This is a genomic window from Bradyrhizobium sp. SZCCHNRI1029 (genome assembly GCF_032487555.1).
Lineage (GTDB): Bacteria > Pseudomonadota > Alphaproteobacteria > Rhizobiales > Xanthobacteraceae > Bradyrhizobium.
In genome coordinates this window covers 1-15,215 of the sequence record NZ_JAUEUK010000008.1, presented here as the reverse complement: position 1 = coordinate 15,215, position 15,215 = coordinate 1, and the positions used below count along the sequence as shown (strand labels likewise).

Sequence of the window (15,215 nt, the reverse complement as noted above, 5' to 3'; positions counted from 1 at the left end):
CGCCGAGGCGGGCGATCCGAGGCGTCTGATCGTCTCCAAAGAGCGCTCGGCTTGGCAACGCCGGCGCCCGCATCGCAGACGGACGTGCGGGCTCAGACGAGGTGGAAACCGTCGTGATGCGCCTTGAATTGATCCAACGTCACCCCCTTGAGCGTGAGCGTATCATGCACCGCATCGGTGATGACGGTGTCGTGGCCGCCATTGGCCGACTGCGCGGCAGCGACCACCGCTTCGACGCTGGCAAACAGCGAACGATCGAGCTCGACGATGTCCTTGTTGAGATCGAAATCGCCGATCGTGGCGCTGCCGAAATGCGGGTTGAAGACGAAGGTGTCGTTGCCGTCCTTGCCGAAGATCGTCACGCCGCCGCCGACATTGACGAAATTGTCGTTCTGGTCCGTGCCGTTGATCGTCGATGCGCCGTTGCCGGCCAACGTGACGGTCAGCGCCTTGGTCGCAGTTCCGCCTCGGCCGTCGCTGACGTCCGCCTGATAGGTCACGGTCAGCGTGTCACCGGGATTGAGAAAATCCAGGTTCACATCGGCCGGATGATATGTCCAGTGCAGCACCTCGGAGCCGCCATCGGATATCGCGCGGTCGAAGGTGATCGCGTGGGCATCGGCCAGCGCCTGGACATGGGCGTTCGAGGGCAGGCTCGGCAAGCCATTGTATTTGATCACGCCGTTCTGGACCACCGAAGCGGTCAGCGTGTCGCCGACATCCCTGTCGAGCACCGTCAAGGTGCCGGACATGCCGCTCGTCAATTTCACCGGCTGATCGGCGATGAAGCCGGCCGAAACATTGTCGAGCTCGAACGCATTCTGGCTGCTGGCGAGCACCACCTTGTTGAACGGCGACAGGCCGAGAAACTCGACATAGCCGTTCGAGGCCAGCGACGCCTGCCCGCCATTGGCGAGCAGCGGCGCGACGTCGCTGCCCGTGTAGGACGCCACCAGCTTGTTGCCGTTGTAGAAGGAGATGCTGTTGTAGCTGTCGACCGAGCCCCAATACAGCCCGAAGCTGTTCTTGACGCTGTCGAAGGTGATGGTCTCCTGCGCGTGGCTGCCGACGCTGAGATAGTTGGTCTTGTCGGCGCCGTCGGCCATGTAGGGCGCCGCCGACACCGGGGAGGAGCCGTGCACGATTCCCGCATTGCCGCTGGCCGTGAAGGTTGCGTGCAGCGCCTCGCTGTAGAAGCTGCCGTGACCGCGCCCGTTGTCGGAGATCGAGCCCTCCGACACGCGATCGAACGTCTCGGTCGGCATGCCCTCGGCATTGGTCTTGGCGGTGCTCGCCAGCACGGTCGCCCGCTCGGCCAGGACGACGGTCTGCACGGCCGGATTGGTCTCGCCGGTGATGACGGGCGCGTCCTCGGCGCCATTGACCGTGATGGTCACGGGCACGTTCTGAACGCCGCCGTGGCCGTCGGCGATCTCGATTGTGTAGGTCAGCGTCACGTGCTGGCCGGCTCCGAGATAGTCGAACGCCTTGTCCTGGGCGGAGAAGGTCCAGGGTTGCGATGCGGTAGCGCCTCCCACGGAATCGGTGAGAGCTCCGAGCGACAGCCAGCTCTTGAGCAGCGATGTGTCCGAGGGAAGACCGCTGTGGGCGCCATCGACTTCGACGTTGATCACCTTGACCGCATGCGTGTCGGCGACGTCGGCATCGGTGAAGGTGATCGTGCCGTGCGCGGTGTCGAGATCGCTCGATTCCGACTTGCCGGAGTGCTCGGCGATTACAACGGCCTGCGCCACCGACTTGACCACCGGCAGGTCGTTTGTCCCGGTGATGGTGACGACGATGGTCGAGGCCGCGGTGCCGCCGCGATGGTCGTCGAGCGTCACGGTCGTGGTCACCGTGACGGTCTGGTCGTCGCCGAGGAAATCCAGCGAGCCATCGGCGATGGCATAGGTCCAATCGACAGAGCCGTTGTTGGTGTTGTCGCTTTGAACCAGATGCAGCGCCTGCGCGAGCGCAGAGACCTGGTCCGGCGTCAGTTGACCGGACAGATCGGTGTTGTCGGCCGCGGTCCACTTCACCGTCTGCGCATTGGTGAGGATGGCAGCCGTCGGGCGGTCCGTCAGATCGACATCGGTGAAGTGAATGGTGCCGCCGACGCTGCGCGGATCTGACGATCCGGTCGTGCTGGGCGTCTCAGTGATGGCGCCGGCCTGGTCGGGATCGGCGACCACCGGCACGTCATCCTTCGCCATGAGCGTGATCAGCGTTCCGCCATGGCCATCATCGCTCCCGGCAAAATGCGCATCGCTATAGTTGCCGACGAGCGTCAGATCGATGCGGTGGCCCTGGCCGTCAATGACGCTGAGCACGCCCGCTTCCGAATCGTAGGTCGCCGTCGTCGCCGCGCTCCACTTGATCGTCTGCAGGTCGATCTTGTCGTCAACGCCGAGGCCGGCGAGTTTGGCGGAGAAGCTGGCGTCGTCGATGACGATCTCGCTGCTTCCCTTGCTGCTGAAGTCGATCGTCTGTTCGATATGGTCGTCGATCTTCAGGATGGCGTCGGCATCGACCTTGATCTGGCCGGAGCCTTGGACATCGCCAGTGATCTCGAACGTACCGCCCGTGATCTCGATCGTGCCGTCGTTGTAGATCGTTCCACTGAGGCCGCTCGTGCCGCTCGCCGTGATCGTGCCATGGACATGCAGCTCACCATCGCCGCTCACCTTGGTGTCGACGAGATCGAGGTAAGCGCCGAGATCGACGGTGAAGACGTGGAGATTCTCGACGTCTACCCCGCTCAGCGTCACGTGACCGGCGATCTCCAGCGTGCCCGCGATCTGGATCTTCAAGGTGCCGCCCGTGAGCGTCGTGCTCCCGTCGAGCACCAGCGTCGACGGGACCGGCATCTCACCATCCTCATCGATGATGATCTGACCGTCCGTGTTATCGATGGTGACATTGTCGAACGTGGTCGCCACCGCAGTCTCGACATGCACGATGCCGTGGTTGACGAGATCGCCGCCGGTGATCGTGCTGCTCTCGATCACTAGCACCGCGCCGTCGTCCACCTGGACTGTGCCGGAATTGTCGACGGTGACACCGGCCAGGGTCGCGGTCTCGTCTGCAGCGACCTCGAGCGTCGAGCCGTCGCCGATCGTGATGCCGACGTCGGTCAACGACGCGCCGCCCTGAACGGTCAGGATCGCCGTCATTTCCGCAAGCGGACCGGTCTCGCCGATCAGCAGTTCTCCGCCAGCGACGGCGCTGCCGTCGATCGTGCTGTCGCCGTCGACGGAGATCGTCCCATGGCTGGTGATAGCGCCGCCGGCGATGCTCGTGCCGCTCAGAGAGAGAGCACCAGCCAGCGCAATGGTGATCGCGGCGGCGTTCGCATTGGTGATCGTCTCGTCCTCGAACGCATTGCCGCTGCCGGACACGGCGATCGTGTCGAAATTGTCGAGCGTCCCGCCGATCAGCGCGGCGTGGCCGATCAGGGCCACCGCTCCGCCGGACTCGTTGATCAGCGTGCCGCCGCTGACGCGCGCCTGTGACAGGGTCAGCGTTCCGGCGTCTTCGACCGTGATCGTACCATCGGTATTGTCGATGCTGGTGTCGTTGGCGAGCGCGAGCGCGCCACCCGCCTTGATGTCGATCAGGCCGACGTTCGTGACGATCTCGTTCGAGATGGCATTTCCGGCGCCAGACACATCGACCGCGCCGAAATTGGTCAGCTGGCCATTGCTGATGTCGGCTCCGCCTTTCAGGACGAGCAGACCGTTGGCTTGCGGCGGCGTTTGCCCGTCGTTCTCCAGCGTGCCAAAATTCTGAACGATCGGCATTCCCTGGATCAGAATGGTGCCGCCATCGATGCTGCCACCCTCCAGGGTCAGCGTCGCGCCCTGGTCGACCTGGATGAGGCCGGAGGAGTCCTCACCGCCGTTGGTGACGTCGCCGTGCACGGTCAGCGTACCGCCGGACAGCTCGATCGTTCCGGTGTTGAAGATGCCGGCGTTCGCCCCGAACACGCCGCCACCAGCCAGCAGCACGGTGCCGGCATTGTGAAACTCGCTTTGCTCGAGGATCTGCACCGAGCCGCCGACGGTGATCGTCGCACCCGAGAAGTTGTAGATGAGCGAGTCGGCCTTGGCCGTCAGCGCGCCGCTGATCGTCAGCGTGCCGTTATTGTCGAGCTCCGGAACGGCGCCGCCGCCGAAATCATTCAGCGTGACCGATTTGGCATAGGCGTAGGCGTCGTCATCGATCGTCACCGGAAAGGCCGGCGTCAGGCCGTGCAGCTGATCGGTGATGATGATGACGTCATCATCGGCGGTCGGAGCCAGACCGGTTGCCCAGTTCGCGCCGTCGCTCCACAGATGAACCTGCCCCCCGCTGCTCTCGCCAGGCTGCGTCGTGGCGATCCAGACCACCGCCGGATCGTCGGTGCCGGTGATCGTCACCGTGACCGTCTGCGTCGATGTCGCGCCTTGCGAGTCCGTCACGGTCACGGTGTAGGTGAGCGTCAGCGTCTGGCCGGCGGGAATGAAATCCGCGACATAGACCGGCAGGTTGGCGAAGCTCCAATTGATCTTGCCGGTGCCGCTCCCGGTGCTGTCGGAGGCCAGAGACGCAGTCAGGGCCTGTTCGAACAGCGCGAACGGAGCCGGCGGAATGCTGCCGCCGCCCTTCAAAACCGCGCTGGTCAGCTTCGCCGAGACGGTATGGCTGTCGGTGAGATCGACGTCCGTGAAGGTCAGCGTGCCCGAGGTCGGATCGTCCGATGTCAGCGGGCCGCCGGGCACGCTGGTGCCGCCCTCGAACGCGATGGTCTGGACGCTCGCGACGATCTCGGGCTTGTCGTTGGTCCCCGTCACGGTGATCGTGATCGGGACCAGAGCGAATTCGTTGGACGGCGCAAAGTTGTTGTCCACGCGGACGATGTAAGTCAGCGTCAGCGTTTCACCTGCCGCCAAAAAATCGAAATACTTGTCGGGAACGCTGTAGGTCAGCGTCGCCGTGCCGAAATTCTTGTTGTTCGGATCGGGCGTGACCGTGATCTTCACCGCGGTCGCCAGGACGTCCTGCAATTGTAGGGCATTCAACGAGGCCGTGACGTCGGCCTGCTGCGCGCTCTTATAGGCGTAGGAACTGAAACTGACGGACACCGTCGGCCGGTCGATGCCATTGATGTCGACGAAATTGACGCGACTGAGCACGGCGTCGAGATCGGCGCCGTTCCCGGTCTGACCGGCGCGCTCCATAATTCCGAAAGCCGTCGTCAGCCGGCCGCCGGTATCGAGAATCCTGACTTCCGGCGGACCCGGGATGTGCGACAGCTGCTCGCCGGTCTGGCCAGTCCCGGTCGTCGCGCCGGTGTCGTCGACCACGCGGATGATCGGCGTCGCGCTGGTGCCATTGGGCAAGGTCAGCGGCGTCAGCGTCTGCGGCACCCCGATGTCGGTGAAATGGGTCGTCGACTTCGGATTGCTGTTGTCGGTGAACTTCAGCGTGAAGACGTCATTGATGAGCTTCTGGATGTCCGGCGTGAGCGGGACAGCGCTCTGATTCACGATTCCGTTGCTGATCTGGATCTGCTGTCCGGCCTGATTCACCACAGCGATCGGCTGCAGCGTCGTCTTGTCGAACAGAACGTAGGAGCCGGTGTGGCCATCGGGCTCGACCAGCACCTGGAACTTGGCATCGGGCAGACTGCCCTGCCCCGGCACCGTGAAGTCGATCTCGACCAGCACGGCCGTGCCGCGAATGCCCATGGTCGCCACGGGCGTGTCGACCTTCATGTCGCCATGCTTGGCGGTCTCGCCGGCCACGAACGAGATCGTGCCGGCGACGAGGCTGATCAGCGAGGAATTGTTCGACCCGTTGGGGTCGTACACCATTTCATTCAGCACCATCCGCGCATTCGACGACAGGCCGAACACGGTGCCGTCGATGAAGGTGATGCCGAGCGTCGAATCCGAGCCGGACTGGACGACGTCGCCCTTCTCGACGTTGTCGCCGTTGTGAAGGAGGATCGAAACGCCGTTGCGGATGACCGTCGCGGTGCCCTGCAGCTTGGTCACATGGCCGATGACCTTGCTCACGCTCGCGGCCGCCCCGGCCTGGCTGACCTGCACCGCGCCGGAGAGCGCGTTGACGAGGTCGCCGGTCAGATGCGCGCCGTCCGGCGAGGCCAGCGGCGCGCGTTTCTCGCCCTTGAAATAGTCCGGCAGCACCATCTCGCGTCCGTCGGACGACAGGATCAGGTCGAGACCAGACCGCTTGAAATCGGCATTGAACAGAAAATGCGCGTCCGGAACGACGATCGCGTCGGTCGGCGCATGGGCATGCGGCGTCTCCAGCCGCACGTGACCGTGCGAAGAGGCGCCCCGGCCTTCGGAGAAAAGCGCGGCGTCAAAATTGCCAGCGTAATTCAAGGGGCCACCGACTATGGTTAATGAATACATAAGAATGAGTGTTCAAGGCGTGCATATCACTGGCAAGTGTCTGGCGGAACCACCTTCAGCTTGTGCTTCAGGTGGCCAAAAACGGCGGCTTCCGCGGGATCGCTACGATGTTGTCGAGTTTCTGCCCTCTTTAAAGCTGACCCCGGCCGAGACCTGCCAAGTCAAAATTCACGTCGCTTCAGAAAATCAAAGTAATTCCAAGTATTCATAGGCCATCCAATACCTTTGCCGACATCAACATCCGCACCGGCTTACCCCTGACAACGGATTTCAAGTGGAGGACTGCGGGTAGGAGAACAAGAATCGACGAATTGCATCAATTTGGCAGGAGCTGCGGATGGGTTCGAAGCACAACTTCACCGCGAACCTTCCAGACCTTCGCGACCATCGTTCAGCTTTCGCTAGGATTTGTCGCATCGGAGCAACACAACGTTCAGCGTAAATCCCGCGATTTGGTCGCCGGATTGCCGGTTTTAAGCAGAGGCCAAGCCTCCGCACCCATGCTGACCCCCAACAAGCATCCGGTTCCGTCAGGCGCTGCGTCGCGCCGGCCGAGATCCGGGCACGGGGCGTCACATGAATTTTCTCGCGCTAAAGCGCGCATCGCTGGCGGTCGCGGCCGCCAGCGCCGCCATATGGATCGGCAGCCCAGCGAGCGCCGGTCCTGTCGCGCGGCCATTGGGGTTCGCAACCGCCATCGAGGATACGGCCGAGCCATTCGGCCTGCCGCGGGTCGGCCTGGAGGCCGGCGCGTTGCGCGACAAGTGGTTGGCGCTCGCGCGCAAGCTCGAAGACGAGCGCGTACAGCTCGCGCTGTGCGATGGCGACCGCGAGCGCTGCGTCTCCCCTGCCGCCCTCAGCCTGCTGGCGATCATCGATCAGGGCCGTCTCCGGGCGGGACGGGCAAGGCTCGGCGAGATCAATCGGGCGGTCAATCTGGCCATCCGGCCGGCCAGTGATCTCGCTCAATATGGCCAGGTGGACGTGTGGGCCTCCCCTCTCGCTACCTTCGAACGCCGTGCCGGCGATTGTGAGGACTACGCGATCGCCAAGCTCGTCGCGCTTCGGATGGCCGGCGTTGCCATCGACGATCTGCGGATCGTGATCCTGCACGATGTCGTCCGGGACGAGGATCACGCCGTCGCGGCGGCGCGCCTCGACGGGCATTGGCTGATGCTCGACAATCAGCGCATGGCGATGATCCAGGACAGCGATGCGCGGCAGGTGCGGCCGTTGTTCGTGATCGACGAGACCGGCATCTCCCGGTATCAGGCTTTGCCCCTGATGGCGGAGGTCCGGGCGCTGTCGCCTGAGGGGACGGCTTCCGTGAACTATTGACGATCGCGCATCGTTGCCGCGTGCCCACAACTTGAGACGTGGCCGGGAGTTCACGGGACGAGGACGGCAGGAATGCGGCCAGTGCGCCGACGGAACCGGCCGGCACCGAAGGACACGATGCGGCGGCTCGTTCACCGCGCCGCAACGAGTTGCATCCACATTGCAGACGCGAACCGAACGAGGCGATAGTGCCGTCATGACCCCAGGCAGCCCCGCCCTCGCCGTGCGAGAACTGACGAAATGTTTCGAGCGGCCGGCGGTCGATGCGCTCGACCTCGTGGTGCGCTCGGGTGAATTCTATGCACTGGTCGGCCCGAACGGCGCCGGCAAGACGACGACGCTGCGCATGGTCGCGGGCCTGCTGCGGCCGGATGCCGGGCGGATCGAGATCTTCGGCATCGATGCACTGCGCGACCCGATCGCCGCCAAGCAGGTGATGGCCTGGGTCTCCGACGAGCCCATGATCTACGACAAGCTCACGCCGCTCGAATATCTCGAGTTCGTCGCCGGACTGTGGGGCATCGATCCGGCGACCTCGAGTAACGCGGCAACCGAACTTCTGGTCTCGCTCGGGCTGGAGCCGCATCTGCACGAGTGCTGCGAAGGCTTTTCCAAGGGCATGCGCCAGAAGGTCGCGCTCGCCGGCGCGCTGATCCACGACCCGCGGCTGATCATCCTGGACGAGCCGCTGACGGGCCTGGACGCGGTGTCGGCGCGGCACGTCAAGGGCCTGCTCGCCGAGCGCGTCCGCCGCGGCGGCACGGTGATCATGACCACGCACATTCTCGAAGTCGCCGAGCGCATGGCCGACCGGATCGGCGTGATCGCCGCCGGGCGCGTCGTCGCCGAAGGCACTCTGGCCGAGCTGCGCCAGCAGAACGGTCGCACCGACACCAGCCTGGAGGAGTTGTTCATCGCACTGGTCGACGTCGAGTCCGCGGCATGACGCGGGCGGCGACGCTCGCCTGGTTCGCCCGTCACGAGCTCCGGCTCGCCTGGCGGGAATGGCTCGGCATGATCACGGCCGGCAGGCGCCGCCGCACGCGGGCCGCCATCATCGGTCTCGTGCTGTTCGGCGCCCTCATGCATCTGCCGGCCTGGGTCGTGGTCGGTCGCTACGCCGATCTCGAGCTGCCGCTCGACAAGACCGCGCTGATCGTCATCACCGCGACCATCATGCTGTCCTGGGCGCTGATGCTGTCGCAGGCGATCGAATCCGTCACACGCGTGTTCTACGCCCGTGCCGACCTCGATCTCATCATGTCGTCGCCGGTGCGGCTGGCCGAGATCTTCTCCGTCCGGATCGCGGCGATCGCGCTCTCCGTGACCAGCATGGCGCTGCTGCTCGCGACCCCCTTCGTCGACGTGCTGCTGATCGAGGGTGGCACGCGCTGGCTCGCGGCGTTCGTCGTGGTCGCGGCCGTCGGCCTGTCGGCGGCCGCGGTCGCCATTGCCATCACGATCGTCCTGTTCCGCCTCATTGGTCCGGCGCGAACGCGGCTGGTCGCCCAGATCCTGGCGGCCGTGATCGGCGCCGGCTTCGTCATCGTGCTGCAGATCGCGGCGATCGTGTCCTATGGCACGCTGTCGCGCTTCGCCATCCTCACCTCGGATGCCGCGGCCGCCATCGCGCCCGATCCCGACAGTCTTGTTTGGCTGCCGGCTCGAGCGGCGCTCGGCGACGGCCAGGCGCTGCTGATTCTGCTGGCAGCCGGACTGTTGTTGCTCGGCGTCGTCATGATGGTGTTCTCGCCGCGCTTCGCCGACACCGCGATCAGCGCCGCGGCCCAGGGCATCTCCAGCCGCGCCGGCGCACGCGTCAGGTCGTTTCGGGGCGGCTCGCGGCAGCAGGCGCTGCGGCGCAAGGAGTTCATGCTGCTGCGGCGCGATCCCTGGCTGATCTCGCAGACGCTGATGCAATTGCTCTATCTGGTGCCTCCGGCGCTGCTGCTGTGGCGCAGCTACTCCGACAGCTCGCAGGCGGTGTTCCTGATCACGCCGGTCGTCGTGATGGCGGCGGGCCAGCTCGCGGGCGGCCTCGCCTGGCTCACCCTCTCCGGCGAGGACGCGCCCGAGCTGGTGGCGACGGCGCCGCTGCCGGCGACGCGCATCGTGCGCGCCAAGGTCGAGGTCGTGCTGATCACGATCGCGATGATCTTCGCCCCCCTCGTGCTTGCGCTCGGTTGGGTCGCACCGGCGCAGGCGGTGGTCACGGCCGTTGCCGTTCTGGTCGCGACCGTCTCCTCCACGGCCATCCAGCTCTGGTTCCGGATCCAGGCGCGTCGCAGCCAGTTTCGCCGCCGCCAGACCTCGTCGCGGCTGGCGACCTTTGCCGAGGCGTTCTCCTCGATCGGCTGGGCGGCGACCGCGGCGCTGGCGCTCGCGCTGCCCGAGGCCGCCATCGTCTGCGGCCTGATGACCGCGGGCCTGTTGCTCGCGGCCTGGAAGCTGAGCCCGGCGCGGGCCTGAAGCGTTCAGCGCAGCAGCTCCGTCACGGCGGCGGCGAACGCCGCCGGCTCTTCCTGCGGCAAATTGTGGCCGGCCCGCGCGATCACGCGATGGCCGATCCGGTTGCTGAACTTCGCAGCATGCGCCTGGCCGTCCGTCGCCGGGATCACGCCGTCGGCGTCGCCATCGAGCGTGATCGTAGGCACGGTGATGACGGGCAGGGTCGCCAATCGCCGCTCCAGCTCCTGATAGCGCGGATCCCCATCGGCCAGCCCGTAGCGATGCCGATAGCTGTGGATCACGACATCGACGTGATCGGGATTGTCGAACGCCTCCGCCGCGCGCGCGAAGGTCGCATCGTCGAAGCGCCAGTGCGGCGACCATTGCTGCCACAGCAGCCGTGCGATGTCGGCGCGGTGGGCGGCGAGCCCGGCGCGGCCGCGCTCGGTCTGGAAGTACCACTGATACCAGAACGCGAACTCGCGCGGCACCGGCGCCGGCTCCAATGCCCGCGCGATGTCCTGGATCAGATAGCCGTTCACGGAGACCAGGCCCGTGCAGCGCTCGGGCCACAGCGCCGCGCCGACGCAGGCGGCCCTGCCACCCCAATCATAGCCGGCGAACACGGCGCGCGGGATCGCCAGCGCATCCATCAGCGCGACCAGATCGGCGCCGACCGCGGCCTGCTGGCCCGAGCGCGGCGTCGATGCGTCGCGGAAACGAGTGGGTCCATAGCCGCGCAGATAGGGCACGATGACGCGGCAGCCCTGCGCGGCGAGGCGCGGCGCGACCTCGACATAGGAGTGGATATCGTAGGGATAGCCGTGCAGCAGGATGACGACGGGGCCATCGGCCGGCCCGCTCTCGACATAGGCAATGCGGAGCACGCCTGCGTCGATCTCCCGCAACGGCTGCAACACCCGATCCGTCATGCCATCTCTCCACGTCGTCGCGCCGCGCTCTCGAGCCGGGCGTTGCGCCGAGGATAGTTCTGATCCGGATTCCCCGCTACACTCACACGCGCTGTCGAAGGGGAACTGCCATGCTGCGCTCGCTGGTCTCGCTGCTTGCCGTGCTGGTCGCGTTCGCATCGCCCGCTCTGGCGCAATCGGGACCGCGCACCAGCGAGTGCCTGGCGATGGCCGGCAACCAACCGCGCGCGATGCCGGTCAGCCTGCGCCGGACGGCGGCTGCCGGCAACGAGGTGACGATCACCTATGCCGGCCACTCGACCTACTTCATCGACACGCCGATGGGCATCCGCATCGCGACCGACTACAGCGGCGCCTATCAGGTCGGACGGCTGCCCGACGTGATCACCATGAACCGCGCGCATTCGACGCACTACACGCTGGCCCCCGATCCGCGCATCCCGCATGTGCTGCGCGGCTGGGGCGACGACGGCAAGCCGGCCCAGATCTTCGAGCGAATCGGCGACGTGCTGATCCGCAACATCACCACCGACATCCGCCGCTATTTCGGAGATTCCATCGGCGTCGACATGATCAAGGACGGCAACTCGATCTTCATCTTCGAGGTCGCCGGCCTGTGCATCGGCCATCTCGGCCACCTGCACGTCAAGCTCGACGAGACTCATTTCGCCGCAATCGGCCGGCTCGACGTGGTGATGGTGCCGATCGACGGCACCTACACGATGTCGCTCGACGGCATCTCGGAGATCACCAAGCGTCTGCGCGCCTCGGTGGTGCTGCCGATGCACCGCTTCGCGACTCCGCTCGACGAGTTCATGCGCAAGATCGGCCAGCAGTTCGAGATCGACCGCCGCGCCGAGCGCACCTTGAAGATGTCGCGCGAGCTGCTGCCACAGGTCCCGACCGTGATCATCCTCGACGGCGTCTAGGCGCCCGCAAGGCTGGTGCCGCGGCGGCCTTCCGGCGTCAGGAACATGCGCTTGAGCTTGTTGATGATCCGCACCGCGAGGCCGAGCACGTAGGGCTGCGTCTTCAGGCAGAAAGCGAGCTTCTTGACGTGGCCTTCGACATGCCACTTGGCATGTGCGCCATCGCGGAAGAAGATCACGTCGCCCGGCCCGTAGCGTTTCGCCGGCATGCCCTCGCTCTCCAGCGTGATCGCGCCTTCGAGGATCAGGATGGTCTCGTCGAAATCGTAGTACCAGTTGAACTTGCCCTCGGTGCAATGCCAGACGATGGTCGAGCCCAGCCCGTCGCTGCTGCGCGCGATGGTGCAGGAGGTCGCGGTCGGATTGCCCTCGATGATCCAGGACGGCTCGATCGGAGCGGGCGCCAGGTCGACGGCGAGATTGGCGGTTTCGATCAAGGACGGAGACATCTTGGACCTCAAATGCATGGGACTGAAATGACCGGGCGAACGCCGGCATGAGCCTGCGACCGTAGCCGATTGCACCTAATGGCTGCTTTCCGCGATCGTTAAGATTTGAACAGACCACCGCGACCAGCCGTCGCATCACAAACACGCAAGCGCTATAAACTTCACGCGAACGCCGCAATTTGTTCGCGGCCTCGCCAAACCTGCTGATCTACTGTTTGCTCGCACTGCAAGATGCGGACAGGCGCCCCTCCGGTCGCCCTGCCCATCCTGCGCCGTGCCGTCACCTTTAAAGATTTGCCGCCTTCGCAGAGATAAGGATTTCCCAGGATGCGCCGACTGAGCCTCGCACTCGCCCTCACGCTGTCCGCCGCCGCCCTTGCAACCAGCAGTCTCGTCATGGCGGGCGAAACGCCCGCCCCCGAAAACGCCAAGGCCTACTTCATCAACCTGAAGGACGGCGACACCGTCTCCTCGCCGGTCCTGATCCGCTTCGGCCTGTCCGGCATGGGCGTCGCGCCGTCCGGCACCGAGGCTCCCAACACCGGGCACCACCACCTGCTGATCGACGCGCCCGCGCTCGAGGGCGACGCACTCAACGAGGCGATCCCGGTCGATGCCGGCCACGTGCATTTCGGCAAGGGCCAGACTGAAGCCTCGGTCAATCTGACGCCGGGCAAGCACACCTTGCAGCTCGTGCTCGGCGACTGGAGCCACATCCCCCACAACAAGCCGGTGATGTCGGAGCGGATCACGATCGACGTGCAGGCCACCACCGGCAGCGCCAAGCAGTAGGCAGGTTCGATCGACGACGACACCGCCGCGAGCATCGCTCGCGGCTCGCTTCGGGCCGGTGCACGCGTGGCGCCGGCCCGTCATGCGTCAGGCCCACTCGCCCTTGCGGAACACCGGGACGCGGCGGCCATCTTCATGGAGGCCGTCGATGTCGGTGTCGGCCGCGCCGATCATCCAGTCGATGTGGATCAGGCTTTGGTTGCCGCCCTGGGCTGCGATCTGCTGCGGCGACAGCGACGTGCCGTTGACGAAGCATTTGGAGTAGCACTGGCCGAGCGCGATGTGCGAGGCCGCGTTCTCGTCGAACAGCGTGTTGTAGAACAACAGGCCGCTCTTGGAGATCGGCGAGGAGTGCGGCACCAGCGCGACTTCGCCGAGCCGGCGCGCGCCCTCGTCGGTGTCGAGCACCTTGTTCAGCACCTCCTCGCCCTTCGAAGCCCTCGCCTCGACGATGCGGCCCTCCTCGAACCTGACCTGGATGTTGTCGATCAGCGTGCCCTGATAGGACAGCGGCTTGGAGCTGACGACGTGACCCGACACACGGCGGCAATGCGGCGTCGTGAACACTTCCTCGGTCGGAATGTTGGCGTTGCAGGTGATGCCGTTCTTGGCAGTCGAGGCGCCGCCCTCCCATTCATGGCCGTCGGCGAGACCGATCGTCAGGTCCATGCCGGGTCCGGTGTAATGCAGGGCGCTGAAGCGCTGGCCGTTGAGCCACTCGGTGCGCTCGCGCAGCACCGCGTTGTGGCGCTCCCAGGCAGACACGGCATCCTCGCGGTCGACACGCGACGCTGCGAAGATCGCGTCCGCGAGCTTCGCCACCGCGACCTCCTCCGGCACGTCCGGGAAAACCAGCTTGGCCCAGGACGGGCTCGGATAGGCAATGATGTTCCAGTTGGTCTCGAAATTGGTGATCTTTTCCAGCGCCGGCTGATAGGCCTTGGAGTTGGCCTTGCTGGCGCGCGCCACCTTGGCCGGATCCTGGCCGGACAGCAGCATCGGATTGTCGCCGACGATGGCGAGCCGCGCGGTGTTCTCCGAGAACGCCTTGGCCATGCCCTGATAGAGCCAGTCGGCGGCGCGATCGAAGCTGTTGTCACGGCCAAAACGGTAGCGCGCCAGCGTCAGTTCCTCGTCGGAGAAGAACGAGGTGACGATCCCAGCGCCGGCCTTGTAGGCGTGCTCGGCGACCTTGCGCGCCAGCGGCAGCGCCACCGACGGCGCGGTCAGCAGCAGATCCTGACCCGGCTGCAATTGCAGGCCCACCTTCACCGCCACCTCGGCCAGGCGGTCGAGCTTGACGGGATCGATGGCGGCATCGAAGTTGCGCGGATGTGCGGTCATCAGGGGATCCAGTTCCGTTTCTTTGCGGTGTTGAAGAGATAGGCCAATCGATGGGGCGGTCAATGGTGAACGGGAGACGGCTCCTGCATCGCCTCTCCGCCCTCGTCGCCGTGCAGGGCATGGCCCGGACAACTGCCGTGAAGGTGTTCGGAAACATAGCCGACACCTCAAAACGGGCCCTATGGATCCGCATCAGTCGCTCTCCAAAGCTAAGCCGCGAGCTCGGTGCCCGCCCTCCCCTGGAGGGGGGAGGGTCGCCTCGTGGTGAGCGAAGCGAAACGTGAGCCGGGGTGGGGTGATCTCTCCACGTGCACAAGCGCTCGCGGAGAGATCACCCCACCCCGCTCGCCCGCTTCGCGGGCGACCGACCCTCCCCCTCCAGGGGAGGGTGGGCACCGAGCCATTGGCGCCGTCGTGATCAACAATTTTGAGGCATATGGGATGTGCATATGGGGATGTGCGTCCGTAGCCTCGCGGCGCCCCGGGCGTCCGAGTGATACAGTGGTCTCACCCTCTTCAAACGAGAGGGTGCAGGGAAGGCCGGACCTCGACTGAGGCCCG

9 protein-coding genes are annotated in these 15,215 nt (G+C 65.4%); 5 read left to right on the top strand and 4 right to left on the bottom strand.

All coding sequences use genetic code 11. The annotated features are described in order from the left end of the window. Positions 1 to 92: 92 nt before the first annotated feature. Entirely contained in the window at positions 93 to 6,392 is a 6,300-nt protein-coding gene (locus tag QW861_RS22240; protein ID WP_316193493.1) for a VCBS domain-containing protein, read from the bottom strand. A 606-nt stretch (positions 6,393 to 6,998) separates the two neighbouring features. Between QW861_RS22240 and QW861_RS22235 the strand changes: the two genes are divergently transcribed. The 3 genes from QW861_RS22235 (at position 6,999) to QW861_RS22225 (ending at position 10,229) form a co-directional block, all read left to right on the top strand. Continuing rightward, positions 6,999 to 7,760 carry a transglutaminase-like cysteine peptidase gene (locus QW861_RS22235; protein ID WP_316193492.1) on the top strand — a complete coding sequence of 254 codons (762 nt, stop codon included), beginning with the start codon at positions 6,999 to 7,001 and terminating at the stop codon, positions 7,758 to 7,760. 196 nt (positions 7,761 to 7,956) lie between these two features. Beyond that, a complete protein-coding gene (locus QW861_RS22230; protein ID WP_316193491.1) occupies positions 7,957 to 8,706 on the top strand; it encodes an ABC transporter ATP-binding protein in 750 nt (249 codons plus the stop codon). Next, positions 8,703 to 10,229, top strand: a complete 1,527-nt coding sequence (locus QW861_RS22225; RefSeq protein WP_316193490.1) for a permease — start codon at positions 8,703 to 8,705, stop codon at positions 10,227 to 10,229. The genes QW861_RS22230 and QW861_RS22225 overlap by 4 nt, the downstream gene beginning before the upstream one ends. A gap of 5 nt (positions 10,230 to 10,234) precedes the next feature. Here the strand turns inward: QW861_RS22225 and QW861_RS22220 are convergent, their stop codons facing one another. After that, positions 10,235 to 11,140: an alpha/beta hydrolase gene (locus tag QW861_RS22220; protein ID WP_316193489.1), complete on the bottom strand. Its 906-nt coding sequence runs from the start codon at positions 11,138 to 11,140 to the stop codon at positions 10,235 to 10,237. Positions 11,141 to 11,250: 110 nt separating this feature from the next. Here QW861_RS22220 and QW861_RS22215 point away from each other — a divergent pair, with 110 nt between their 5' ends. After that, entirely contained in the window at positions 11,251 to 12,069 is an 819-nt protein-coding gene (locus QW861_RS22215) for an MBL fold metallo-hydrolase (RefSeq protein WP_315825907.1), read from the top strand. Here the strand turns inward: QW861_RS22215 and QW861_RS22210 are convergent. After that, on the bottom strand, positions 12,066 to 12,518 hold the full coding sequence (locus QW861_RS22210) for a cupin domain-containing protein (RefSeq protein WP_316172711.1): 453 nt from the start codon (positions 12,516 to 12,518) through the stop codon (positions 12,066 to 12,068). The genes QW861_RS22215 and QW861_RS22210 overlap by 4 nt on opposite strands. A gap of 327 nt (positions 12,519 to 12,845) precedes the next feature. On the opposite strand from QW861_RS22210, the gene QW861_RS22205 reads away from it, so the two are divergent. Beyond that, positions 12,846 to 13,310 carry a DUF4399 domain-containing protein gene (locus QW861_RS22205; protein WP_315754975.1) on the top strand — a complete coding sequence of 155 codons (465 nt, stop codon included), beginning with the start codon at positions 12,846 to 12,848 and terminating at the stop codon, positions 13,308 to 13,310. 87 nt (positions 13,311 to 13,397) lie between these two features. On the opposite strand, the gene QW861_RS22200 is transcribed toward QW861_RS22205, so the two are convergent. Then, entirely contained in the window at positions 13,398 to 14,654 is a 1,257-nt protein-coding gene (locus QW861_RS22200) for an aminopeptidase (protein WP_316172712.1), read from the bottom strand. Between the last annotated feature and the right edge of the window lie 561 nt (positions 14,655 to 15,215).

Coding starts and splice junctions, on each gene's coding strand:
- QW861_RS22235 (WP_316193492.1), top strand. CDS start 6,999: ATGAATTTTCTCGCGCTAAAGCGCGCATCGCTGGCGGTCGCGGCCGCC.
- QW861_RS22230 (WP_316193491.1), top strand. CDS start 7,957: ATGACCCCAGGCAGCCCCGCCCTCGCCGTGCGAGAACTGACGAAATGT.
- QW861_RS22225 (WP_316193490.1), top strand. CDS start 8,703: ATGACGCGGGCGGCGACGCTCGCCTGGTTCGCCCGTCACGAGCTCCGG.
- QW861_RS22220 (WP_316193489.1), bottom strand. CDS start 11,140: ATGACGGATCGGGTGTTGCAGCCGTTGCGGGAGATCGACGCAGGCGTG.
- QW861_RS22215 (WP_315825907.1), top strand. CDS start 11,251: ATGCTGCGCTCGCTGGTCTCGCTGCTTGCCGTGCTGGTCGCGTTCGCA.
- QW861_RS22210 (WP_316172711.1), bottom strand. CDS start 12,518: ATGTCTCCGTCCTTGATCGAAACCGCCAATCTCGCCGTCGACCTGGCG.
- QW861_RS22205 (WP_315754975.1), top strand. CDS start 12,846: ATGCGCCGACTGAGCCTCGCACTCGCCCTCACGCTGTCCGCCGCCGCC.
- QW861_RS22200 (WP_316172712.1), bottom strand. CDS start 14,654: ATGACCGCACATCCGCGCAACTTCGATGCCGCCATCGATCCCGTCAAG.